The following is a 21,244-nucleotide window of genomic DNA, read 5'->3' as shown; positions in this document are numbered from 1 at the left end:
GTCACCGCCGCTCACTGTCCGGGCGGCCGCGGTCCCTTCGACGGCAGATTCGGTCGGCTGTCCGGCGGCTGAGGCCCCTCCACCGGGCGGCGGTCCAGCCGGTGCCGGCGGTACGCCTGCTCGTCGAGCTCCTCGGCCAGCCGGCTCAGCTCCGACCGCAGGAAGTCCCGGGTGGCCACCTCACCGACCGCCACCCGCAGCGACGCGATCTCCCGGGCAAGGTACTCGGTGTCCGCCTTCTGCATCGCCGCCCGCCGCCGGTCCTCATCCAGGGAGAGCCGGTCCCGGTCCGCCTGCCGGTTCTGCGCCAGCAGGATCAGCGGCGCCGCGTACGACGCCTGCACCGACAGCAACAGGGTCAGGAACGTGAAGGTGTACGGGTCGAAGCGCAGACTCACCGGGGCGAGGGTGTTCCAGGCGATCCAGCCGACCACCGCCACGGTCATGTAGACGAGGAACCGGGCGGTACCCATGAACCGGGCGATCGCCTCGGCCCACTGTCCGAACGCCTCCGGGTCGTAGCGGGGCAGCGAGATCCGTCCCGGTTCGCGGGGCTGGTCCAGCCGGCCGGTGCTCCGGCGCAGGTCAGCCATGCCCGTCCCCACCCTCCAGCGGTGTGTCCCGGTCCCGCCAGTCCGGCGGCAGCGAGTGGTCCAGCACGTCGTCCACGGTCACCGCGCCGACCAGCCGGTTCGCCGGGTCGACCACCGGCATCGCGACCAGGTCGTAGGTGGCCATCCGGCGGGTGATCTCCAACAGCGGAGTCTCCGGCTGCAACGGGTCGATACCGCTGTCCACCACTCCGCCGAGCAGCTCCGCCGGCGGCTCCCGCAGCAGCCGCTGGAAGTGCACCACACCCAGGTACTTACCGGTCGGGGTGGCCATCGGTGCCCGCGCCACGAAGACCTGTGCGGCGATCGCCGGCGGCAGCTGCGGCTCCCGGATCCGGGCCAGCGCCTCGGCGACCGTGGCGTCCGGGGTCAGGATGACCGGCTCGGAGGTCATCACGCTACCGGCGGTCCCCGCCTGGTACTGCAGCAGCTGGCGTACCGAGTCCGCTTCGTCCGGCTCCATCAGGTCCAGCAGCACGTCCTGCTCCGGCGGCGGCAACTCGGCCAACAGGTCGGCCGCGTCGTCCGGGTCCATCTCCTCCAGTACGTCGGCGGCGCGTTCCCGGTCCAGCGCGGTCAGGATCGACACCTGGTCGTGTTCGGGCAACTCCTCCAGTACGTCGGCGAGCCGTTCGTCGTCCAGCGCTGCGGCGATCTCCTGCCGCCGGCTGTCCGGCAGATCCTGCAGGGCGTTCGCCAGGTCCGCCGCGCGCATCTGGTCGAGTACGGAGAGCAGCCCGGCCGTGCCCTGGGTGTCCGGCAGCCCGATCAGCCCGCGCACCCGGTGCCAGTCGAGCTGGTGCAGGTGACCGCGTCGGGTCAGCCGCCCGGTGATCTCCCGGACCGCGACCCGGGTCAACGACCACTCGCCGACCCGGTTCGCCTCCATAGCGACGTCCACCACCGAACCGGGCTGGTCCTCCGGGTCGAAACGGACCCGCCGGTCCAGCAGGTCCTCCAGCACCAGCAACTCGTTCGGCCGCTTCTCGAACCGCCGCAGGTTCAGGGTGCCGGTGCTGAGCAGCACCGACTCCGGGTCGATCGCGGTGACCCGGCCCATCGGCAGGAAGATCCGCCGACGCATCGGCATCTCCGCCACCAGTCCGACCACCTGAGGTGGCCGGTTGGTGGTCCGCAGCCGTACCACCGCGTCCCGGACCCGCCCGACCTGGTCGCCGTTGGGGTCGAAGACGGCGAGCCCGGCAAGCCGGGCGACGTACACCCTGGTCGCCGTAGTCACGGCCACAGCGTACGGGCCGTAGGGTTTGTTTCATGTCCAGCCTCGGGTACGAGATCGTCGACGTCTTCACCGACCGGCCGTTCACCGGGAATCCGCTCGCCGTGGTGTTCGGTGCCGATGCGCTGGCCGTCGACCAGATGCAGTCGATCGCGCGGGAGTTCAACCTGTCCGAGACGGTGTTCGTCCTACCGCCCGGCACCCCGGACGCCAGCTACCGGGTGAGGATCTTCACACCGGAGAAGGAACTACCGTTCGCCGGGCATCCGAGCATCGGCGCGGCGGTCACCGCCGGCCGGCGAGGCCTGGTGAAAGCCGGGATGGTGACCCAGCAGTGCGGTGCCGGGTTGCTACCGGTCGAGCTGACCGAGCACGGGTACGCCACACTGCGCGGCGGCGAGCCGACTCTCGGGGCGCCGGTGGACCCGGCCCCGCTGCTGGCCGCGGTCGGCCTGACCGCGCAGGATCACACCGGTCCGGCACCCCGCCGGGCCGGCTGTGGTCTGGAGTTCGACTACCTGTGCGTACGTCCCGATGCTCTGGCCCGGGCCAGGCTGGACGCGGCGGCCGCGGCCCGGGGCGGCGTCGGGATGGTCAGCGTGCTGACCTGGACGATGGCCGGCTCCCCGGCGGGGGAACCGGAGCGGCCGACGGCGCACTGCCGGGTCTTCTGCCCGGGAGCCGGGGTGACCGAGGACCCGGCTACCGGGTCCGCCGCCCTCGGCCTCGGCGTCTGGGCAGTGGGCAGCGGTCTGCTGCCGCCCAACGGCCAGTCACGGTATCTCGTCCGGCAGGGTGCCGAGCTGGGCCGTCCATCGATGTTGGACTGTACGGTGACCGCGCTGGGCGGCCGGGCGCGGAGCGCCACCGTCGCCGGTCAGGTGGTGCCGATAGCCAGCGGGCAGATCGCCGTACCGCCGTTCGTCGGCTGACCGTCGACCCGGCGTGGGCCGCCCGGTTGTCCGGATCGCGGCCCGGCGTGGGCCTGGCGTGGGCCTGGCGTGGGCCTGGCGTGGGCCTGGCGGGCTTCAGCGTCGGCGGACCCGGTGCAGGCGGAACGGACGACGGGTCGGCCGGGTGACCGTGCTGGGGCGGGGCGGCGCGGCGAGCGATCCGTCCGGCAGTGACGCACCGGCCGCCACCGGCGGACCGGCCGGGGTCAGGCGGTACAGCTGGCACTCGTCGGCCCACCGCCGCACCAGGTCAGCCGGGCTGCCCGGGGCGTTCAGCCGTTTGGCGGCCACCTGGGCCGCGATCGACTCCCAGCCGGGGTCGGCCGGCTCGATCAGGGTCACCTCGGCGGGCCAGGACACGATCCGGCCGCCGTGATCGCCCCGCAGCGTCACCGTCGCCGGTACGCCGGCCGCCAGCCCGGCGGCGGACTGTTCGCCGGTACCGGTCACCACGTGCAGCGAGCCGTCCGCCGGCACGCACCACAGGGCGCGGGCGGGCGCGCCGTCGACCGAGACCCACGCGACCGCGGCCTTCTTGCCGGCTTCGTCGACCAGGGGGGTGGGCCCGCCGGTCTCTGCTGGGTCGGTCATGTCGACCATCCTGCCGTAGTCCCGGCGCGGTGTCGCGCCGCAGCCGGTCCGCAGATGACGCCTTGGCCTGTCGACGGTCTGTTGCCGGCCGGTCGACGCGGTCCCGGTGCACGGACCCGGTCGGTGGTCTGTGAGGATCAGATCCCGTGTCCTCCGGTGCCCACCCCTCCGGTCCGGGCGGCCGGGGTGAACTGCTCGCCACCGGTGCCACCGCGATCGCCGTACTCGCCGTGTCCACCTCGGCGCCGCTGATCGCCTTCGCCGCCGCGCCCGCCCTCGCCGTCGCCTTCTGGCGCAACGTGCTGGCCACCGGTGCGGTCGCGCCCTTCGTACTGGCCCGGCGTCGGCCCGAGCTGCGGCTGCTGGCCCAACCGGGCGGCCGTAGCCAGGCCGGCTGGAGCGCGTTGGCCGGTGTCGCGCTCGCCGCGCATTTCGGTACCTGGATGCCGAGCGCACAGCTCACCTCGGTGGCGACCGCCACCGCGCTGGTCGCTACCCAGCCGGTCTGGCAGGGCCTGATCGCCCTGGCTCAGGGCCGGCGACTGCCGCTGGTCACCTGGGGCGGGATCGGTCTCGCGGTGCTCGGCGCGGTGCTCGCCACCGGGGCCGACGTCGGGTTCGACGCGCAGGCGGTCCTCGGCGACCTGCTGGCCCTGGCCGGGGCGGTCTTCGCCGCCTGCTACACCGCGCTCGGCGAGCAGGCCAGGCAGACGATCAGCACCACCACGTACACCACGATCTGTTACGGGGTCTGCGCCGCCGTGCTGCTCGTGGTCTGCCTGGCCGGCGGGATCCAACTGACCGGGTTCCCCGGCTCGGCCTGGTTGGCGGTGCTCGGCCTGGTGGTCGGCGCCCAACTGCTCGGCCATTCGATGTTCAGCTACGCCCTGCACAAGATCCCCGCGACCACGGTTAGCGTGCTCATCCTGCTGGAGGTGCCCGGTGCCGCGCTGATCGCCTGGCTGTGGCTGGGCCAGGTGCCCCGTACCGCCGCGTTGCCCGGGCTCGGGCTGTTGCTGGTCGGTGTCGCGGTGGTCGTACTCGGCGGGACCCGCAGCCGCACGCCGCCGCCGCTGCCACCCGAGGCCGGTCCACCGGCCTGACCCGGACCTCGTCCGCGCACCACCCTGCCCGACGGACCGCTGCCCGACGGCGCGGCCGCCAAGCTCAGAAGCCGGCCGTGCTGCTGTTGAGCATGGTGATAATGAATCCGAAGTAGACCACCATGAACAGCGCCATCAGCACCCCGAAGCCGACCCCGCACCAGCCGATGATCACGCCGGCCTGGGCGAGCCCGTCGCCCTGCTGGCCGGTCCGGCGAATCTCCTCGCGGGACCGGCGCCCGAGGTAGACCGCGACCCCACCGAGCAGCGGACAGCTGAACAGGCTGACCAGCGACACGATGAACGACGCGAGTGCCATGCCGTTCGTTGGTTGCGGCGGGGCGTAGCCGTACGGGTACCCGCCGTACTGGGATCCGTCGGCCGGATAGCCCGGCGGCGGGTACTGGCCCGGCGGCGGGTACTGGCCCGGCGGCGGTAGCTCGCCGCGCGGCGGTTGCCCGTCGGCCCGTGCCGGCCCGGCACCGGTCTGCGGGGACTGCGGCGATGGCGGGCGGATCTGGCCGCCGGCGTCTGGCTCCTTCACCCGGATCTCCTTCTTTGGGCCCGGCTGCTGCTAGCCCTGGCTGATGCTGGCCGCGATCGCGACCGTGACGAGAACCGCCCCGGCCAGCCCGAGGCCAAACGCGATCCAGCCGGTGATCATCCCGGCCAGTGCCATCCCGTCGCCCTGCTCCGGACGACCCTGCTCGGCCGCGGTGCGGATCTGACGCCGGGCGGAGTGCCCGAGCAGCGCGCCGACGATGCCGATCAACCCGGGTACCAGGTAGCCGCACAGCCCGAGGACGCCGAGGACGCCGAGGACCAGCGCGGCGATCGCCCGGCCGTTCATCGGCATCGGGGCGGGCGGCGGATACAGGTAGCCCGGCGCGGCGTACCCGGCTGGCGGGTAGCCGGTCGCCGGATAGCCGGCCGGCGGCTGGCCGGGCACGCCGTACCCGGTTGGCTGCTGGTCGGTCGCCGGGTAGCCGGCCGGCGACTGGTGGCTCGGCCAGGACGGATCGCTCCAATTGCCCGGCTGCTGGGGTTGGCTCATCGGCGGTGGTCTCTCTGCGGGGCGGGTTCGCCCGATCAGAGTAGTCGGTACTGGCGAACCGCTCACGGGCAGCGTCGTTGCCCGCGACGGCACCAGCGGGCAGGATCAGCCCATGGTTTCTGACGTACGAGCCGTGGTCGGCAGCGCTGGACAGGACACCGGCCCACACCCGTCCCCGGTCGCCACCCTGCGCCCCGGACCGGACCAGCGGTCAACCGCCGTCCCGTCCAGTCCGGACCGGGACGGAACCGATTCGGACCGGACGGCTCCGGACCGTGCGGCCGGGCCGGCACCTGAGCTCGGCACGTTGCGTCTGGACGGCCGGGTCGCACTGGTGACCGGTGCCGGCAGCTCGGACGGGATCGGCTACGCCACGGCCAGAAGGCTCGGCGAGCTCGGTGCCCGGGTGGCGATCGTCTCCACCACCCGGCGGATCCACGAGCGGGCGGCGGAGCTCGGCGCGACCGGGTTCGTCGCGGACCTCACCGACGAGGCCGAGGTCGGCGCGTTGGCGGACGCAGTGTCCGAACAGTTGGGCGACGTGGAGGTGCTGGTCAACAACGCAGGACTGGCCAGTCGGGCCAGCCCGGAGGTGTTGCGGCCGGTGGCCCAGCTCACCTTCGAGGAGTGGCGGGCGGAGATCGACCGCAACCTCACCACCGCGTTCCTGTGCAGCCGGGCCTTCATCGGTGGGATGTCGGAGCGTGGCTGGGGTCGGATCGTCAACCTGGCAGCCACCGCCGGGCCGGTCAACGCGCTGCCCACCGAGGCGGGGTACGCGGCCGCGAAGGCCGGCGTGGTCGGGCTCACCCGGGCGCTGGCGATGGAGATGGTGGCCGACGGCGTGACCGTCAACGCGGTCGCACCGGGCACGATCTACACGGCCGCGTCGACGGTCACCGAGCTCAAGCAGGGCATGGGTACGCCGATCGGCCGTCCCGGCACCCCAGACGAGGTGGCCGCCGCCATCGCCTTCTTCTGCTCGCCGGCCGCCTCCTACATCACCGGCCAGATGCTCGTCGTCGACGGTGGCAACAGCGTCCGGGAGGCCGAGTACCGCTGATCGGGTCAGCCGGCCCGGGTGAGGCCACCGAGGGCCCGTTCGACGGCCGTACACCGGTCCTCGACGTAGTCGATGCCGGCCGCGGCGGCGATGTCGCGGGCGACCGGCGAGGCGATCCCGCTCTGCAGCCACACGGCGGGGGCGCCGATCCGCACCGCGGCACGCACCACCTCGACGGCCTCCGGTACCGGCCGGAAGACGTTGACCAGATCGACCGGTACGTCGAGGTCGGCGAGGCTCGGGTAGGTCGGCTGGCCGAAGATCTCGGCGACGTGCGGGTTGACCGGGATGACCCGCCAGCCGTACCGGATGAGCTGCGCCGGCACGCTGTGCGCCGACTTCGCCGGGTCGCGTGACGCGCCGACGACGGCGATGGTTTGCGCGTCGGCCAGGATCTGTTGCGGAGTCCTCACCCGTCGAGCCTAGTTCCCGGTGGCACCCCCCGCCTCGTCGAGCCGCCGGGCGGCGCCCGGCCCGGTGGGGGACAGGCCGTGCCGGCGGGCGGCCATCCGCACCCGGCCCACGACCTCCCGCTGGTACGCCTGCGGCAGGTAGGACCCGGAGCGGAACAGCGCCCGGTAACGCGGGACGAGATCGGGGCGGGTCCGGCCGAGCCAGGCGGCGTACCACTCGCGGGCGCCGGGGCGCAGATGCAGCGGCAGCGGGGTGACGCTGACCGCGCCGGCCCGGGCGATCGCGCCGACGGTGGCCTCGATCGACTCCGCGTCGTCGGTCAGCCCGGGCAGGATCGGTGCCATCAGCACCCCGACGTCGAAGCCGGCGTCGGCCAACGCGCGGACGGCGTCCAGCCGCCGGGCCGGGCTCGGCGCGCCGGGCTCGACCGCCCGCCACAGGGGCTCGTCGACGAACCCGACCGACATGGCCAGGCTCACCCGGGTGACCTGGGCGGCCCGGCGCAGCAGCGGCAGATCCCGCAGGATCAACGTGCCCTTGGTGAGGATGGAGAACGGATTGGCGGCGGCACTCAGCGCGTCGATGATCCCGGGCATCAGCCGGTAGCGTCCCTCGGCGCGTTGGTAGCAGTCGACGTTGGTGCCCATCGCGATCGGCCCGCCCGACCAGCTGGGCGCGGCCAGCTCCCGGCGGAGCAGTGCCGCGGCGTTGACCTTCACGACGATCTTCGTGTCGAAGTCGAGGCCGGCGTCGAGGTCCAGGTAGGTGTGGGTGTTGCGGGCGAAGCAGTACGTGCAGGCGTGGCCGCAGCCGCGGTACGGGTTGACGGTCCACTCGAACGGGACGCGGCCGGAGCCGCGTACCCGGTTGATGATCGACCGGGCGTGAATCTCATAGAAGGTCATCCCGGCGAAGCCGGGCGTGTCGAAGGTGCGCTGCACGGCCTCGGGCAGCGCCAGCGGCAGGGGCGGAGCCGCCGGCGCTGCCCCGGAAGGGACCTGCTGGTCGGGGGGAGCCGACAAGGTGTCCCAACGCATGGCCATCATTCGAACATATGTACGACGCCGGAGCAAGTCGGCGCGCCGGCCGGATCACACCCGTTCGCGCCGGCCGGATCACACCCGTCCGGGCGGTCAGATCACACCCGTCCGGGGCGGCCCGGCGCTGTCCCGGCGGACGAGCTCGGCGCCGATCTCCTCGATGAGCGGTGGGCGTGCTCCGCCCGGCGGCTGCAGCGCCAGCGTCATCGCCCGGGCGCCCATCTCGGCCAGCGGCAGCCGTACGGTGGTCAGCGCCGGCGTCACGTCCCGGGCGACCGGCATGTCGTCGAAGCCGACCACGCTGAACTGGTCGGGCACGACGATGCCGCGGGAGCGCAGCAACGCCAGCACGCCGATCGCCATCGAGTCGTTCAGCGCCGCGATCGCGGTCAACCCGGGCTCGGCGTCCAGCAGGCTGGCCGCGGTCGCGGCGCCACTGGCCCGGTCGAAGTCGGCGTACGCCACCCGCCGCGCCGGCAGCTTCTGGCCGTGTTCGCGGGCGGCCCGACGCAGCCCGGCGAGCCGGTCGGTGGTAGTGGTCAGTACCTTCGGCCCGGCGACGACCCCGAAGTCGGTGTGCCCGAGGGAGTAGAGCTCGGCGCCGAGCAGGTAGCCGCCCATCTCGTTGTCCGGCACCACGGCGTCGCCGGCGTGCTCGTGCCGACCGATCACCGCCACCCGTCCGCCGGTGCGCTCGTACACCCGCAGCTTGCCGGCGAGCGTCGCGGTGAACGCCTCGTCGTGGTAGCCGGATCCGGCGAGGACGATCGCCGCCACCTGATGGGCGCGGAGCAGCTCGAGGTACTGCAGCTCCCTGTCCGGATCCCGGTAGCTGTTGCAGATGATCACCAGCCGGCCGTGTTCGGTCGCCACCCGCTGCAGGCCGCGGGTGATCTCCGCGAAGTACGGGTCGGACACGTCGTGCACGATGACGCCGATCGCGCTGCGGTGCGACCGGGCCAGCGACTGCGCGTGGGCGTTCGGGACGTACTGCAGCTCCTCGACCGCGGCCAGCACCCGTTCGCGCAGCGCTTCGGTGACCGGTTTGCTGCTGCCGTTGATGATCCGCGAGGCGGTGGCCGGGGACACGCCGGCGCGTTTCGCGACATCGGCCAGTGTGGCCACGACCCGCTCCTTTCCCGGGCTCCCGCAGCGGAGTGGGAGCCGGCCAGGCCGGATGCTCGCGGCATTGCGCGCGGTCCGGAATGCTTGCGGTGAGGATAGCGTGACTGGCCGGTGGCGAGCCGGGAAAGCCCTTGCCGAACGCTGCGGAGAGGCAGTAGCGTACGCTGGAAAGCGCTTACCTCGCTCGGTCCGCACTACCTCGCTGACCTGCGCCAGACACCCACCGCGCTCCCGCCAGCACAACTTCTCGCCAGCACAGATCGCTAGCACAGATTGCTAGGACAGATTCCCGCCACCACCACTTCGAAGGAGGCGAGGCATGGCCCGCACCACCATCGGGATCATCCTCAACGGCGTCACCGGTCGGATGGGATACCGGCAGCACCTGGTCCGGTCCCTGCTCGCCATCCGGGACCAGGGTGGACTGTCGCTGGCCGACGGCACCCGGCTGTGGCCGGAACCAGTACTGGTCGGGCGGAACGAGAACAAGCTGCGCGAACTCGCCGACCGGCACGGCCTCACCGAGTGGACCACCGATCTCGCCGCCGCGCTGGCCCGCCCCGACCTGCAGATCTACTTCGACGCGCAGGTCACCGCGCAGCGGGAGAAGGCGCTGCGGCTGGCGATCGAGGCCGGCAAGCACATCTACACCGAGAAGCCCACCGCCGATGATCTGGCTGGTGCGGTCGACCTGGCCCGGCTGGCCGACGCGGCCGGGATCAAGCACGGCGTCGTGCAGGACAAGCTGTTCCTGCCCGGCCTGCGCAAGCTCGATCGGCTGGTCAAGGGCGGCTTTTTCGGCCGAATCCTGTCGGTACGCGGTGAATTCGGGTACTGGGTGTTCGAGGGGGACTGGCAGTCCGCGCAGCGGCCGTCGTGGAACTACCGGGCGGCGGACGGCGGCGGGATCACCGTGGACATGTTCCCGCACTGGCACTACGTGCTGGAGCAGATCTTCGGCCGGGTGACCTCGGTGACCGCGCAGGTGGCCACCCACGTCGACCGCCGCTGGGACGAGTCAGGCGAGCCGTACGACGCCACGGCGGACGACGCCGCGTACGGCATCTTCGAGATCGACCGGCCGGGGCCCGACGGCGGCCGGATCATCGCCCAGATCAACTCGTCCTGGGCGGTCCGGGTGTACCGCGACGAACTGGTGGAGTTCCAGGTGGACGGCACCGAGGGCAGCGCGGTCGCCGGGCTGCGCAACTGCCGGGTCCAGCACCGCTCGACCACGCCGAAACCAGTGTGGAACCCGGACCTGCCGGTCACCGAGGAGTTCCGTGCGCAGTGGCAGACGGTGCCCGACAACGAGGAGTTCGACAACGGGTTCAAGGCGCAGTGGGAGCTTTTCCTGCGGCATGTCGTCGAGGACGCCCCGTACGGCTGGGACCTGTGGGCCGGCGCGCGCGGGGTGCAGCTCGCCGAGCTGGGCCTGCGGTCGGCGCGTGAGGGCCGGCGGATCGAGGTGCCGGAGCTGACCGGTGAGTGACCCGTTCGCCGGGATCGAGGTACCGGCGGCCGGTGTCGGGCCGGCGCCGCCCCGGTTCGCGCTCAACGCGGCGACCACCCGACGCTGGCCGATGCCGGAGCTGGTCGCCGGCTGCGTCGCCGCCGGGGTCCGCGGGGTCGGCCTGTGGCGCGAGGAGACCGCCGCGTACGGACTGCGCCGGACCGCCGAACTGTGCCGAGGTGCCGGTCTGCCGGTCACCTCGCTGTGCCGGGGCGGCTTCTTCAGCGCGGACGACTGGTACGACGACAACCGGCGCGCCATCGACGAGGCCGCCGAACTCGGTGCCCCGGTCCTGGTGCTGGTCTCGGGCGGCCAGGACGACCGAGATCTGGACGGTGCCCGGGCCCGGGTCGGTGACGCGGTGGGCCGGCTGGTTCCGTACGCGTTGCAGGCCGGGGTGACCCTGGCGATCGAGCCGTTGCATCCGATGTTCTGCGCCGACCGGTGCGTGGTGTCGACGCTCGGCCAGGCGCTGGATCTCGCTGAGCCGTACCCGGCGGAGGCGGTCGGCGTGGTGGTCGACACCTACCACGTGTGGTGGGACGACCAGGTGTGGGCGCAGATCGAGCGGGCCGGCCGGGCCGGTCGGATCGCCTGCTTCCAACTCGCCGACTGGATCACTCCGCTGCCGGCGGGGGTCCTGCTGGGACGCGGTCTGCCGGGCTCCGGCTGCATCGACCTCGGCAGGTTCGCCACGGCGGTGGACGCGGCCGGCTACACCGGGCCGGTCGAGGTCGAGGTGTTCCACGAGCTGGTGTGGCAGCGACCGGGAGCCCAGGTGCTGGCGGCCACGGTCGCGGGCTACCGGTCAGCGGTCGGCGACCGGTAGCCCGCCCTGGCCGTGCCCGGTCAGTGGTTGTGCGATGCCAGCTGCTTGCGAACGTCGTCCATGTCGAGCGCCCTGACCTGCTCGATCAGCGACTCCAATGCGGACTCCGGGAGCGCGCCGGGCTGCGCGAAGACGACGACGCCGTCGCGGATGGCCATGATCGTCGGGATCGACCGGATGTCGAACTTGGCGGCGAGCGCCTGCTGTGCCTCGGTGTCCACCTTGCCGAAGGTGATGTCGGTGTGCTTGTCGGATGAGCGCTCGTAGACGGGAGCGAACCGTACGCAGGGTCCGCACCAACTCGCCCAGAAATCCACCAGGACGATGCCGTCGCCGGAGGTTACCTCGTCGAAGTTCTCGGCGGTTAGCTCAGCGGTTGCCATCGATGTCTCCGATCGCCAGATGTGGGGCCGTGATTCCCCGGTCTACCGTGGGAAACCGCTCTGCGTGCTACAGCATTCCCGATCGATACCTCGCGAAACGCGCCAGCTAGCGGTCACTCATCGTGATGGGAGCGTTTCCAGTCGTTTTCGCAGGTGGTGCGCGGTTTCGTCGAAAAGTAGCGGGGTGACTAGGATAAACGCCGCCGCTGGTGGATCGGTTGGATCTCCAATTCAACTACGTAGCGTAATGTAACAAAACGATAACTGTGACTTCCGTCTCCGCTCCTACCCTTCCCGAGCCGGGGTGGGTCCGGCAGAATCTCTAGGCATCAGAGCGTGGACGGCGGGTGCCGGGGAGGGCCCCGCCGTTCATTGCGTCCAGGCCCGGAAACGAGCCCGTCCAGTAGGCGCGCGGATGCGCGGCCGGCAGCCCGACGGCGCCCCTGGGCCGTGATGTCCCGCATCCTGGCACCGGCGACCGGTCCGTAGGCTCTGCAGAGCGTGGAACAGTGGCAGAGCGCAGCGCGGTCGGGTCCGCCGGTCGGCGACGGAGTGAGTGCCGACGTCCGGACCGACGTGGCGCAGATCGGCGTCGGCCCGTGGCCCGGTGACTGGCCCTCGGACCCGCGATACGACCCCGAACTGCTCGCCGCCGGGGACCGCCGCAACGTCGTCGACCGTTACCGGTACTGGCGCCGCGAGTCGATCGTCGCCGACCTCGACCAGCGCCGGCACTCGTTTCACGTGGCGATCGAGAACTGGCAGCACGACCTGAACATCGGCACGGTGGTCCGCAACGCGAACGCCTTTCTCGCCGCCGAGGTGCACATCGTCGGGCGGCGTCGGTGGAACCGCCGGGGTGCCATGGTCACCGACCGGTACCAGCACGTCCGCCACCACGCCGATATCGCCGGCCTGCTGGCCTGGGCAGGTCGGCTCCAACTGCCGGTCGTCGGGATCGACAACCTGGCCGGTTCCCGGCCGATCGAGACGGTACGGTTGCCGCGCCGCTGTGTCCTGCTGTTCGGACAGGAGGGCCCCGGTCTGTCCGACGACGCCCGGGCCGGCTGTGAGCTGCTGTTCTCGATCGCCCAGTACGGTTCCACCCGGTCGATCAACGCCGGAGTGGCGAGCGGCATCGCGATGCACGCGTGGATCCAGGCGCACGCCGGGCCGCCGCCGGACCCCGCCGAGACACCGGCGGCGACCGGGCGGTGGCCGCGTCGACCGGGCTGAGGCGGCGTGGACCGGCCGGTAGTGGCGAACGTCCTGGCCAGGTGGGGCGTGCCGACCCGCGACAGAGGGAAAGAACGACCGAAAAAGCCGGTTCGCTTGACGGGGGAGCGGCACGGCGAGCAACGTGGGTGGCGTGGGTGTGATGGTGAGCTGTCCTCGTTGCGGAGGCCCGGTGCGGCCGCCCGACCTGATGCACACCGAGTCCCGCTGTGACGATTGCGGGCCGGTGCCCCCGCTGCACGTCGCCGAGCACATCGGGGCTGAGATCGTCGCGAGTGTGGCGCACCGGCTGCTGGCCACCGCCGGGCCGGGCCGGGCCGCGCCGGTGCCACTGTGGGCGATCTGGCCGCTGCTGCCGGGCTGGACGTTGACCGGTGTCGGCTGGGTCGGCGACGACCGGGAGGCGGTCCGGGCGACGGTCACCGCGTTCAGTGGCCCCGCTCCGGTTTCCGGCGGGCCGGCCGATCTGGTGCTGGTGGCCGAGGAGCCCGGGGTGGGTCTGGGCACCAGGTTCGCCGGACTGCCCGGCCCGGATCCCGGGCAGCTACTGACCGGGGTGCTCGGTGACCAGCAGACCCCCGCTGGCGGTCCGGGCGGCGGCGGTCCGGACGGCGGCGGTCCGCACGCCAAGTTGCGGGCTGGCGGACATCCGACTCCCTTGTGGTCGATCCCGGCCGAGCCGGACCGCTGTGCCTACGTCGGCGAGGCGCGCGGCCTGTGGCTGTACGCAGTGGCCTGGCCGGCGAACGCCGGCTACCTGCTGGCCGAGGAGATCGTCCTGCACGACCTGTCCGAGGAGGTGCCGACCGGGATCGTGTACGGTGCGCCGTCGCCGTACCTGCACGGGAAAGCGTGAACACCTTTTCCCACGATCAACTACACCACCGCGGGACGATGGGCTGATATTCTAGTAACGCCGGGACGAGCGTCGCGGCGCGCCACACGGAGGGGGATGGCCCGCAATGGTCAAGAAGGTCCTCACCTGGGGCGGAATCGCGTTCCTGATTTTCTTCGTCGCGTTCCGGCCCGACTCGGCGGCCGACGTGTTCAAGTCGGTGGGCGGCGGCATCGTCGACATTGCGCAGGGGTTCGGCGACTTCTTCACCAGCCTCGTGGCCTAGTCGTCCATGGGCAACCCCTCCGAGCCCCCCGACGCTGACGACGAGGCCGCACGCCGGCGCCGTCAACGCGACACCGAGCCGATTCCGCAGATCCGTCCGGAGGACGGCCCCCACTTCGGTGCGGGGCCGTCCTACGGGGACGGTCCGGCGTACTCGGATGGCCCCGCGTACGCCAGCAGCGCCGGCTACGGCGGCCGGTCCGGCGGCGGCACCCGCCAGGTGCCCGACGAGCCGATCATCAGCTACTCGCCGCCGGACATCTCCGCCGACGAGCTCGCCGGCCTCCAGGTCGACGCTTCCGGTATGCCGGTGCAGCCACGCCGGGTGCTGCCCCTCGAGGACGAGCCCACCTCGCTGGTCGCGCGGTATCTCTTCCCCACCGAACGCTACCGGGGCGAGTGGAAACGGCACTGGATCCACCTGTCCACCCCACTGCTGATCGGGGTGGTCGCGACCTTCGTCCTCGGCTACCTCTCCGGCTTCCTCGCCGGTCAGGACGTCGGCGGCCTGACCACGGTGGCGGTGCTGCTCTGGCTCGGTGTGCTCGGCTGGGTCGGCTGGAAGATCGCGGACTGGTGGTTCGACCGCTTCATCCTGACCAACAAGCGGGTGATGGTGGTCAACGGCATCGTCACCCGTAACGTGGCGATGATGCCGCTGCTGCGGGTGACCGACATGAAGTACGAGCAGTCACCGCTCGGCCGCTTCCTCAACTACGGCACGTTCATTCTCGAATCGGCCGGCCAGGAGCAGGCGCTGCGCGAGGTCAAGCACCTGCCGAACCCGAACGAGCTCTACCTCCGGGTGGTCGAGGAGATGTACGAACCGCAGGCTGTCGAGGCACGGTTGAGCAAGGACGAAGCCGCCGCCAAAGCGGAAGACGGAGCGTGACGGCGTCGCGGTTGTGTCCTTCCGCCCGGCCCCACCACCGGTCGGTCCGACCCCGACGGTGTCCCGTCCGGCGTACCGTGTCCGGTGACGGGGGAGGTAGCCGATGACGCCCAGCAACTCCGTGGAGGAGGACTTCCGCGAGTTCGTCGCATCCCGGTCCGGGGCGCTGCTGCGTACCGCCTATCTGCTCGCCGGTGACTGGGCCACCGCAGAGGACCTGCTGCAGACCGCGCTGACCAAGACGTACCTGGCCTGGAAACGGCTCGGCCAGATCGAGGCAGTGGAGCCGTACGCCCGACGGGTGCTGGTCAACACCGCGACCAGCTGGTGGCGTCGGCGCTGGCACGGTGAACGTCCTACGGAGACGTTGCCGGAACGGGCCGGCCCGGATCTCATCCAACAGCAGCTGGACCGGGACGTGCTCTGGCGCCATGTCAAGGCGTTGCCCGCCCGACAACGTGCGGTGCTGGTGCTGCGCTACTACGAAGACCTCTCCGAGGCCCAGACCGCGGCTCTGTTGAACATCTCGCCGGGCACGGTGAAGAGTCAGACCTCCCGGGCGCTCGGCACGCTGCGCAAACGGCTCGCCGCCGAGGAGCCACAGCTTGTTCCGGCCACAGTCGCCCCGGCCGTCGCCGCATCCCGCTCGGCCCGGCCCGCCGTGGCGGTGCCGACCACCGCACGTCCGCTGCCGGCACCGACCCAGGCGGCACCGGTGCGATCCACCAGAGTAGTGGTGTAGCGAACCGGTGACTTCCTTCTCCAGGCCGCCCAGCGACGGTTGCTTCAGGCCGCGCGGCGACGGTTTCTCCGGGCCGCCAGGCGACAACCTTCCACCGACACGGCGGCGTCCATCTGTCGTGGCGACCGACGACCTTGAGCGAGCGCTGCGGCAGTGTCTGAGCGACCAGGCCGTCGACCCGCCTACGGTCGCCGATCTCGCCGACCGTGCGATGCGCCGGGCCCGCCGGACTCGTCGGGCCCGCAACGGAGCTGCTGCGGCGTTCTGTCTCTGCCTGTTCGCCACTGCCAGCGTCGCCGGTGGCCATCTGCTGCTCGTTGACAGCTCGGAACCGCCGGCCCTTGCTGAACCGCTGATGGTGACCGGCGGGGACGTCGCAGCGAGCACCCCGGCCGCTCCGGCTGCCCCGCTGCCGTTCAGTGAGGACCTGCGCAGTCAACCGCTGGCCGCCACCCAGGCACCCCCGGTCGACCTCGTGGTGGCCGGTGAACTGCACACCGTTGACGGCCAACGGATGGACCTCGCTCAGGTCGGTGGCGTCGCCCAGGCCAGCCGGTTGACCGACGGTTGGCTCGTCGTTACCGAGACATCGGCCGCCGGTGCGGCCGGAGTGTGGTTCGTGGCGCCCGACACCACCCCGCAAGTGGTGCTGACCGGTGTCGACGCGGTCGCGGTCGATCCGGTCGGGACCCGGATCGCCTGGCTGCACGGCGCCGAGCTGGCGGTGGCTTCAGTAGTGCACGGCGAGCTGGCCGGCACCAGACGCGGTCGAGCACCGGAGCAGAGCCGGCCGGTCGGCTTCGCCGGCGACGCCGTACTGCTGGAACGCGACGCAGGCGGCGAGCGGCGCCGCGGCTACGGCGTCTGGCGGCCCGGCCAGGGTGAGTCCCGGACCAGCTGGAGTGAGACCGCCAGCGTCGTGTACGGCGTGTTGCCGGACGGGCAGACCGTCGTCGCCCAGGTGCACGACGCGTCCGGCGGTCCCTGCCTGGCCCTGCTGGACGTCGAACAGGACCTCACCGTGGTGAAGACCGCCTGCACGGTGCCGTTGACCGGCGACGGCCGGGGAGCGGTCTCCGCGGACGGCAGGTGGCTGGTGGCCAACGGGGTCGCGGACGCGCGGGTGGCCAGCGAGCCCGAGCTGGCCCTGCTCGTGGACCTGAACCAGGTCTTCGACGACCAGATCGGCGCGGTGCGGGAAGCCGGGCAGCGGCTTGCCGGCAGCACCGTCTGGGTGGATCATGACAGCGTGGTGCACGCTGCCGGCGCCGACCAACTGGTCCAGATCAACGTGGACCGGATCAGCGCCGGCCAGGGTGGTGCGGTGGAGCACATCGCCGTACCGACCTCGGCCGCCATCGACGCAGAACCGGTGCTGGTCGCCGGTGCCCCGGACCGCAGATGACCGTCGACAGCCGGATCGACCTGCACACCCATTCCACCGCCAGCGACGGCACGGTCGACCCGGCGGACCTGGTCCGGCAGGCCGCCGCCGCAGGTCTCGCGGTGCTGGCGCTCACCGACCACGACACCACCGCCGGCTGGGCACCGGCGGCTGCGGCCCGCCCGGCCGGGCTCACCCTGATCCGCGGCGCCGAGATCTCCTGCCGGTGGTACGGGACCGAGCCGTCCATCCCGCTGCACCTGCTCGGCTACCTGTTCGATCCGACCTACGCCCCGTTGACCGCCGAGCTGGACCGGATCCGGGCAGCCCGGACGGTACGCGGCGAGCGCATCGTCGATCAGCTGCGCGCCGACGGCTTCGACATCAGCTGGGACGCGGTGCTCGGCTACGCCGCTGGCGGCTCCGTCGGCCGGCCGCACATCGCCCAGGCCCTGATCCGGGCCGGCCTGGTCGCCGACACCGACGAGGCGTTCCGGCCGGAATGGCTCGGCCAGCGTTACCGGCTGCCCAAGGACGACCTCGACGTCTTCACCGCCGTCCGGCTGGTCCACGAGGCAGGCGGGGTCACGGTCTTCGCCCACCCGGCCGCGACCAAGCGAGGACGGACCGTGCCGGACAGCATGATCGCCGACCTGGCTGCGGCCGGGCTGACCGGCCTGGAGGCCGACCACGCCGATCACCGGCCGGACCAGCGGGCACACGTACGCCGGCTCGCCGATGAGCTCGGGCTGGTCGCGACTGGTTCCTCCGACTACCACGGCAGCCACAAGACGGTCCGGCTGGGCGAGTACACCACCGCCCCGGCAGCGTACGAACGGCTGGTCGCGGCGGCACACGGCGTACCACCGATCTGATCTGACCCTGACCAGGACACCCGGTCCGGACCGGTCCGGACCGGCGATCCGTCGGTCACTAGGTTGACCTGGTGGACTTCAAGCTGTTCGGCGAGGTCTTCGTGACCCTGCTGGTGATCACCGATCCGCCCGGCATGGTGCCGATCTTCCTCGCACTCACCGGAGCGTTGCCGGTCCGGGAACGCCGTCGGGCCGCCTGGCAAGCGGTGGCGCTGGCCCTCGGCGTGATCGTGGTCTTCGCGGTCGCCGGGCAGACGCTGCTCGCCTACCTGCACATCGAGTTGCCGGCGCTGCAGGCCGCCGGCGGGCTGCTGCTCATCCTGGTGGCGCTGGAACTGCTCACCGGCAAGGCCGACGACCCGGGCCAGCAGTCGACGTCCAACATCGCGTTGGTCCCGCTGGGCACCCCACTGCTGGCTGGTCCGGGCGCGATCGTGGCGACCATGCTGTTCGTGCAGCGTGCCGAGACCGCCGCCGACTATCTGGCGATCGCGCTCGGCATCGTCGCGGTGATGGTGGTGGTCTGGCTGACGTTGCGGTTCTCCGGCGGCATCGTCAAGGTGCTCCGGCCGGGCGGCATCGAGGTGCTGACCCGGATCGCCGGCCTGCTGCTCGCCGCGATCGCCGTCCAGCTGATCGCCGACGCCGTCGCCGCGTTCGTCCGTTCCTATGTGGCCGCCGGCTGACCGTCGGCGGGCCCGTGGCAGGATCGGGGACGTGTCCCGACCTTCCTCCCCGTCGGGCCGGCGGCCCTCCGGCGCCGCCCGTCCGGCCAAGGGCGCCCGTCCCGCCCAGGCCGAGCAGCTCGGTTTCGACGGCATGCCCGAGCGGCTCTTCGTCTGTACGCCGAGCAAGCTGGCCGCGTACGCGGACTGCCCCCGTCGTTACCGCTACAGCTACGTCGACCGGCCGGCACCGCCCAAGGGCCCGCCGTGGGCGCACAACTCGCTCGGCGCCAGCGTGCACACGGCGTTGCGGGCCTGGTTCGCCCGCCCGGTGGAGCAGCGTCGGCCGGAGGCGGCAGCGGCCCTGCTCAAGACCACCTGGGTGCGCGACGGCTACCGCGACGAGGAGCAGGAACGCGCCGCGTACCGGCAGGCTCTGCAGTGGCTGGAGGCGTACCTGGACCAGCTCGACCCGACCGTCGAGCCACTCGGCGTCGAACGGGTGGTGGCGGCGAAGACGTCGGTGCTGGCCTTCAACGGTCGGGCCGACCGGATCGACGCCCGGACCGGCCCGGACGGTCCGGAGGCGGTGATCGTCGACTACAAGACCGGACGGGCGGGGCTGACGTCCGACGACGCGCGTGGCTCGCAGGCGCTCGCGCTCTACGCGTACGCCGCGCAGCGGGTCTTCCGCCGGCCCTGCCGGCGGGTGGAGCTGCACCATCTGCCGACCGGTACGGTGAGCTCCTTCGAACACAGCAGCGAGTCGCTGGACCGGCAGGTCACCCGGGCGGAGGCGACGGCCCGGGACATCACCGGTGCGGAGCGGGCCGTCGCCGACGGCGCAGACCCGGACGAGGCGTTTCCGGCGTCGCCGGGCACGCTCTGCGGCTGGTGCGACTACCGGCGGGTGTGCCCGGCCAGCGACGGCTACCCGGAACAGCAGCAGTGGGCCGCCGTCGAGCGGCTGCTCACGGCGCCACCGCAGCCGCGTACGCCGCAGGAGTGACCGGGGCGGCGGCCCGTTCTGCCCGGTCGCGTGCGGCGGCCCGTTCTGCCCGGTCGCGTGCGGCGGCGCGGATCGGTCCCTCCACCAGGTTGCGCGGCACCGTCCGCAACGCCAACCGCAGGCCCCGGGCGGCGACCGCCGCGCAGAGGTCGGTGGTCGGCAGGCCAAGGCCGCCGTACATGCGCCGGGCCCAGGCCGGCAGCAGGCCGATCGCGGTGGCCGCTACACCCAGGTACGCCAGCCGGGGCGGGCCGAAACCCAACCCGAGCCGCCACGGCAGACTGAGCTGACCGGGTACCGGCGGGGCGGTGAGGAACAGCGCGGTGTCGGCCGCCTCGCGGGTCATCCGCAGGTCCGGTCGGACCGCTCGGTAGTACGCGTCGACATCGGCCGCGCTGCCGGGGACGCTGTCCGGGTCGAGACCGACCAGTGCCGCGCTGCGCCGTTGCTCGGCGTAGTAGCGGTCCACCTCGGCCGGGGTCAGCCGCAGGCCGGCGCGGGTGGCGGTGTCCAGGAACGACTCGACCTCGGCGACGTGGACCCAGCGCAGCAGGTCGGGTTCGTCGACGCGGAACTCGGTGCCGGTGGACGGGTCGGTGGCCCGCAGCCGGGCGTGCAGCCGGCGGATCCGGGCGGCGGCGGCGTCCGCCTCGGCGGTGGTGCCCCAGACCGTGGTCGCGACATAGGTGGACGTGCGCACCAGCCGGCCGAACGGGTCACTTCGGTAGCTCGAGTTCTGCACCACCCCGGCGATCGCCCTCGGGTGCAGCGCCTGCAGGTACAGGCTGCGTAGCCCGGCGACGACGAGAATCGGCTCGTCGTGCACCCGCCAGGTGACCGATCCGGGCCCGAACAGCCCGAGGTCGTCGTCGGCAGTCACCGGGCCGCCCCCGCCTGACAGTCGGGACACAACCCCCAGAAGGTGACTTCCGCCTCGTCGATCACGAATCCGTGGTCGGCGGTCGGCTCCAGGCATGGCGCGGCGCCGACCGCGCAGTCGACGTCCCCGACCACGCCGCACTCGCGGCAGACCACGTGATGGTGGTTGTCCCCAGTGCGTCGCTCGTAGCGGGCCGCGCCACCGGCCGGCTCGATTCGCCGGGCCAGACCGGCTTCGGCGAAGACGTTCAGCACGTCGTAGACCGCCTGGGTGGAGACCGAGTCGATGCGGCTGCGCACCTGGCGGGCGATGTCCTCCACGCCGAGATGCCCGCCTTGGGCGAGCACGTCGAGGACGGCGAGCCGTGGCCGGGTGACCCGCAGACCCCGGCTGCGCAACTCCTCCTCGGCCGGCATCTGTCCATCGAAACACGCAGGTGGGCGCGGTACAAGATAGAACCATGGGCATCGTGGCGGTGGCCACAGCGGGTTCGGGTGGTTGCCGCGCGGTGCGCCTGTGCCAGGT

At 72.2% G+C, this 21,244-nt stretch carries 25 protein-coding genes; 14 read left to right on the top strand and 11 right to left on the bottom strand.

What is annotated here, in order from left to right:
- Positions 1-11 precede the first annotated feature (11 nt).
- Together ACN27J_RS15480 and ACN27J_RS15475 are read right to left on the bottom strand one after the other, a co-directional pair.
- Positions 12-593, bottom strand: coding sequence for a DUF1003 domain-containing protein (locus tag ACN27J_RS15480; protein ID WP_421366993.1), 582 nt, complete (start codon positions 591-593; stop codon positions 12-14).
- Positions 586-1,851 (bottom strand): magnesium transporter MgtE N-terminal domain-containing protein, encoded by a 1,266-nt coding sequence (locus tag ACN27J_RS15475; RefSeq protein WP_278171595.1) that lies wholly within the window; start codon positions 1,849-1,851, stop codon positions 586-588. Before ACN27J_RS15475 ends, ACN27J_RS15480 begins: the two co-directional genes overlap by 8 nt.
- A 32-nt stretch (positions 1,852-1,883) precedes the next feature.
- Here ACN27J_RS15475 and ACN27J_RS15470 point away from each other — a divergent pair, with 32 nt between their 5' ends.
- Positions 1,884-2,780 carry a PhzF family phenazine biosynthesis protein gene (locus ACN27J_RS15470; protein ID WP_421366990.1) on the top strand — a complete coding sequence of 299 codons (897 nt, stop codon included), beginning with the start codon at positions 1,884-1,886 and terminating at the stop codon, positions 2,778-2,780.
- Between the two features lie 96 nt (positions 2,781-2,876).
- Here ACN27J_RS15470 and ACN27J_RS15465 read toward each other — a convergent pair whose 3' ends face one another.
- A complete protein-coding gene (locus ACN27J_RS15465) occupies positions 2,877-3,392 on the bottom strand; it encodes a hypothetical protein (protein WP_421366987.1) in 516 nt (171 codons plus the stop codon).
- 146 nt (positions 3,393-3,538) lie between these two features.
- On the opposite strand from ACN27J_RS15465, the gene ACN27J_RS15460 reads away from it, so the two are divergent.
- Positions 3,539-4,495, top strand: coding sequence for a DMT family transporter (locus ACN27J_RS15460; RefSeq protein ID WP_421366984.1), 957 nt, complete (start codon positions 3,539-3,541; stop codon positions 4,493-4,495).
- A gap of 64 nt (positions 4,496-4,559) precedes the next feature.
- Here the strand turns inward: ACN27J_RS15460 and ACN27J_RS15455 are convergent, their stop codons facing one another.
- Both ACN27J_RS15455 and ACN27J_RS15450 read right to left on the bottom strand, forming a co-directional pair.
- Positions 4,560-5,039 (bottom strand): DUF4190 domain-containing protein, encoded by a 480-nt coding sequence (locus tag ACN27J_RS15455; RefSeq protein WP_421366981.1) that lies wholly within the window; start codon positions 5,037-5,039, stop codon positions 4,560-4,562.
- Positions 5,040-5,069: 30 nt separating this feature from the next.
- The gene (locus ACN27J_RS15450) at positions 5,070-5,549 is read right to left on the bottom strand and encodes a DUF4190 domain-containing protein (RefSeq protein ID WP_421366978.1); all 480 of its coding nucleotides are present in this window, start codon (positions 5,547-5,549) and stop codon (positions 5,070-5,072) included.
- A 112-nt stretch (positions 5,550-5,661) separates the two neighbouring features.
- Between ACN27J_RS15450 and ACN27J_RS15445 the strand changes: the two genes are divergently transcribed.
- The gene (locus ACN27J_RS15445; protein ID WP_278171585.1) at positions 5,662-6,612 is read left to right on the top strand and encodes an SDR family NAD(P)-dependent oxidoreductase; all 951 of its coding nucleotides are present in this window, start codon (positions 5,662-5,664) and stop codon (positions 6,610-6,612) included.
- A gap of 5 nt (positions 6,613-6,617) precedes the next feature.
- On the opposite strand, the gene ACN27J_RS15440 is transcribed toward ACN27J_RS15445, so the two are convergent.
- The 3 genes from ACN27J_RS15440 to ACN27J_RS15430 all read right to left on the bottom strand — a co-directional run bounded on the left by ACN27J_RS15440 (position 6,618) and on the right by ACN27J_RS15430 (position 9,191).
- Positions 6,618-7,025 carry a CoA-binding protein gene (locus ACN27J_RS15440; protein ID WP_278171584.1) on the bottom strand — a complete coding sequence of 136 codons (408 nt, stop codon included), beginning with the start codon at positions 7,023-7,025 and terminating at the stop codon, positions 6,618-6,620.
- Positions 7,026-7,034: 9 nt separating this feature from the next.
- Positions 7,035-8,063 carry an Rv2578c family radical SAM protein gene (locus ACN27J_RS15435; protein ID WP_421366974.1) on the bottom strand — a complete coding sequence of 343 codons (1,029 nt, stop codon included), beginning with the start codon at positions 8,061-8,063 and terminating at the stop codon, positions 7,035-7,037.
- A 96-nt stretch (positions 8,064-8,159) separates the two neighbouring features.
- On the bottom strand, positions 8,160-9,191 hold the full coding sequence (locus ACN27J_RS15430) for a LacI family DNA-binding transcriptional regulator (protein WP_421366971.1): 1,032 nt from the start codon (positions 9,189-9,191) through the stop codon (positions 8,160-8,162).
- A 319-nt stretch (positions 9,192-9,510) separates the two neighbouring features.
- Between ACN27J_RS15430 and ACN27J_RS15425 the strand changes: the two genes are divergently transcribed.
- Entirely contained in the window at positions 9,511-10,683 is a 1,173-nt protein-coding gene (locus ACN27J_RS15425) for a Gfo/Idh/MocA family protein (protein WP_421366968.1), read from the top strand.
- Between the two features lie 91 nt (positions 10,684-10,774).
- The gene (locus tag ACN27J_RS15420; protein WP_421372259.1) at positions 10,775-11,533 is read left to right on the top strand and encodes a sugar phosphate isomerase/epimerase family protein; all 759 of its coding nucleotides are present in this window, start codon (positions 10,775-10,777) and stop codon (positions 11,531-11,533) included.
- A 20-nt stretch (positions 11,534-11,553) separates the two neighbouring features.
- Here ACN27J_RS15420 and trxA read toward each other — a convergent pair whose 3' ends face one another.
- Positions 11,554-11,916 carry a thioredoxin gene (gene trxA, locus ACN27J_RS15415; RefSeq protein ID WP_278171577.1) on the bottom strand — a complete coding sequence of 121 codons (363 nt, stop codon included), beginning with the start codon at positions 11,914-11,916 and terminating at the stop codon, positions 11,554-11,556.
- A 576-nt stretch (positions 11,917-12,492) separates the two neighbouring features.
- Here trxA and ACN27J_RS15410 point away from each other — a divergent pair.
- The 9 genes from ACN27J_RS15410 to ACN27J_RS15370 all read left to right on the top strand — a co-directional run bounded on the left by ACN27J_RS15410 (position 12,493) and on the right by ACN27J_RS15370 (position 19,839).
- A complete protein-coding gene (locus tag ACN27J_RS15410; RefSeq protein ID WP_278174638.1) occupies positions 12,493-13,152 on the top strand; it encodes a TrmH family RNA methyltransferase in 660 nt (219 codons plus the stop codon).
- Positions 13,153-13,294: 142 nt separating this feature from the next.
- Positions 13,295-14,008: a DUF6758 family protein gene (locus tag ACN27J_RS15405; protein ID WP_421372256.1), complete on the top strand. Its 714-nt coding sequence runs from the start codon at positions 13,295-13,297 to the stop codon at positions 14,006-14,008.
- Between the two features lie 106 nt (positions 14,009-14,114).
- Complete coding sequence (locus ACN27J_RS15400; RefSeq protein ID WP_199757972.1) at positions 14,115-14,273, top strand: hypothetical protein; 159 nt, start codon at positions 14,115-14,117, stop codon at positions 14,271-14,273.
- A 6-nt stretch (positions 14,274-14,279) separates the two neighbouring features.
- On the top strand, positions 14,280-15,164 hold the full coding sequence (locus ACN27J_RS15395) for a PH domain-containing protein (RefSeq protein ID WP_282232331.1): 885 nt from the start codon (positions 14,280-14,282) through the stop codon (positions 15,162-15,164).
- Between the two features lie 103 nt (positions 15,165-15,267).
- Positions 15,268-15,906: a SigE family RNA polymerase sigma factor gene (locus tag ACN27J_RS15390; RefSeq protein ID WP_421366963.1), complete on the top strand. Its 639-nt coding sequence runs from the start codon at positions 15,268-15,270 to the stop codon at positions 15,904-15,906.
- Positions 15,907-16,024: 118 nt separating this feature from the next.
- Positions 16,025-17,311, top strand: a complete 1,287-nt coding sequence (locus tag ACN27J_RS15385) for a hypothetical protein (RefSeq protein ID WP_421366962.1) — start codon at positions 16,025-16,027, stop codon at positions 17,309-17,311.
- Positions 17,308-18,165, top strand: coding sequence for a PHP domain-containing protein (locus ACN27J_RS15380; protein WP_421366959.1), 858 nt, complete (start codon positions 17,308-17,310; stop codon positions 18,163-18,165). Before ACN27J_RS15385 ends, ACN27J_RS15380 begins: the two co-directional genes overlap by 4 nt.
- 71 nt (positions 18,166-18,236) lie before the next feature.
- The gene (locus tag ACN27J_RS15375; protein ID WP_278171569.1) at positions 18,237-18,851 is read left to right on the top strand and encodes a MarC family protein; all 615 of its coding nucleotides are present in this window, start codon (positions 18,237-18,239) and stop codon (positions 18,849-18,851) included.
- A 133-nt stretch (positions 18,852-18,984) separates the two neighbouring features.
- Positions 18,985-19,839: a RecB family exonuclease gene (locus tag ACN27J_RS15370; protein ID WP_421372254.1), complete on the top strand. Its 855-nt coding sequence runs from the start codon at positions 18,985-18,987 to the stop codon at positions 19,837-19,839.
- Here the strand turns inward: ACN27J_RS15370 and ACN27J_RS15365 are convergent.
- Positions 19,802-20,719: an oxygenase MpaB family protein gene (locus ACN27J_RS15365; protein WP_421366957.1), complete on the bottom strand. Its 918-nt coding sequence runs from the start codon at positions 20,717-20,719 to the stop codon at positions 19,802-19,804. The genes ACN27J_RS15370 and ACN27J_RS15365 overlap by 38 nt on opposite strands.
- Entirely contained in the window at positions 20,716-21,135 is a 420-nt protein-coding gene (locus ACN27J_RS15360; protein ID WP_421366956.1) for a Fur family transcriptional regulator, read from the bottom strand. Before ACN27J_RS15360 ends, ACN27J_RS15365 begins: the two co-directional genes overlap by 4 nt.
- Positions 21,136-21,244: the final 109 nt, after the last annotated feature.

It is taken from the genome of Solwaraspora sp. WMMB762 (assembly GCF_049179115.1).
In the GTDB taxonomy this organism is placed as follows: domain Bacteria; phylum Actinomycetota; class Actinomycetes; order Mycobacteriales; family Micromonosporaceae; genus Micromonospora_E.
Note: the sequence above shows the minus strand (reverse complement) of the source record. Positions and strands in the feature narration are given on the sequence as shown.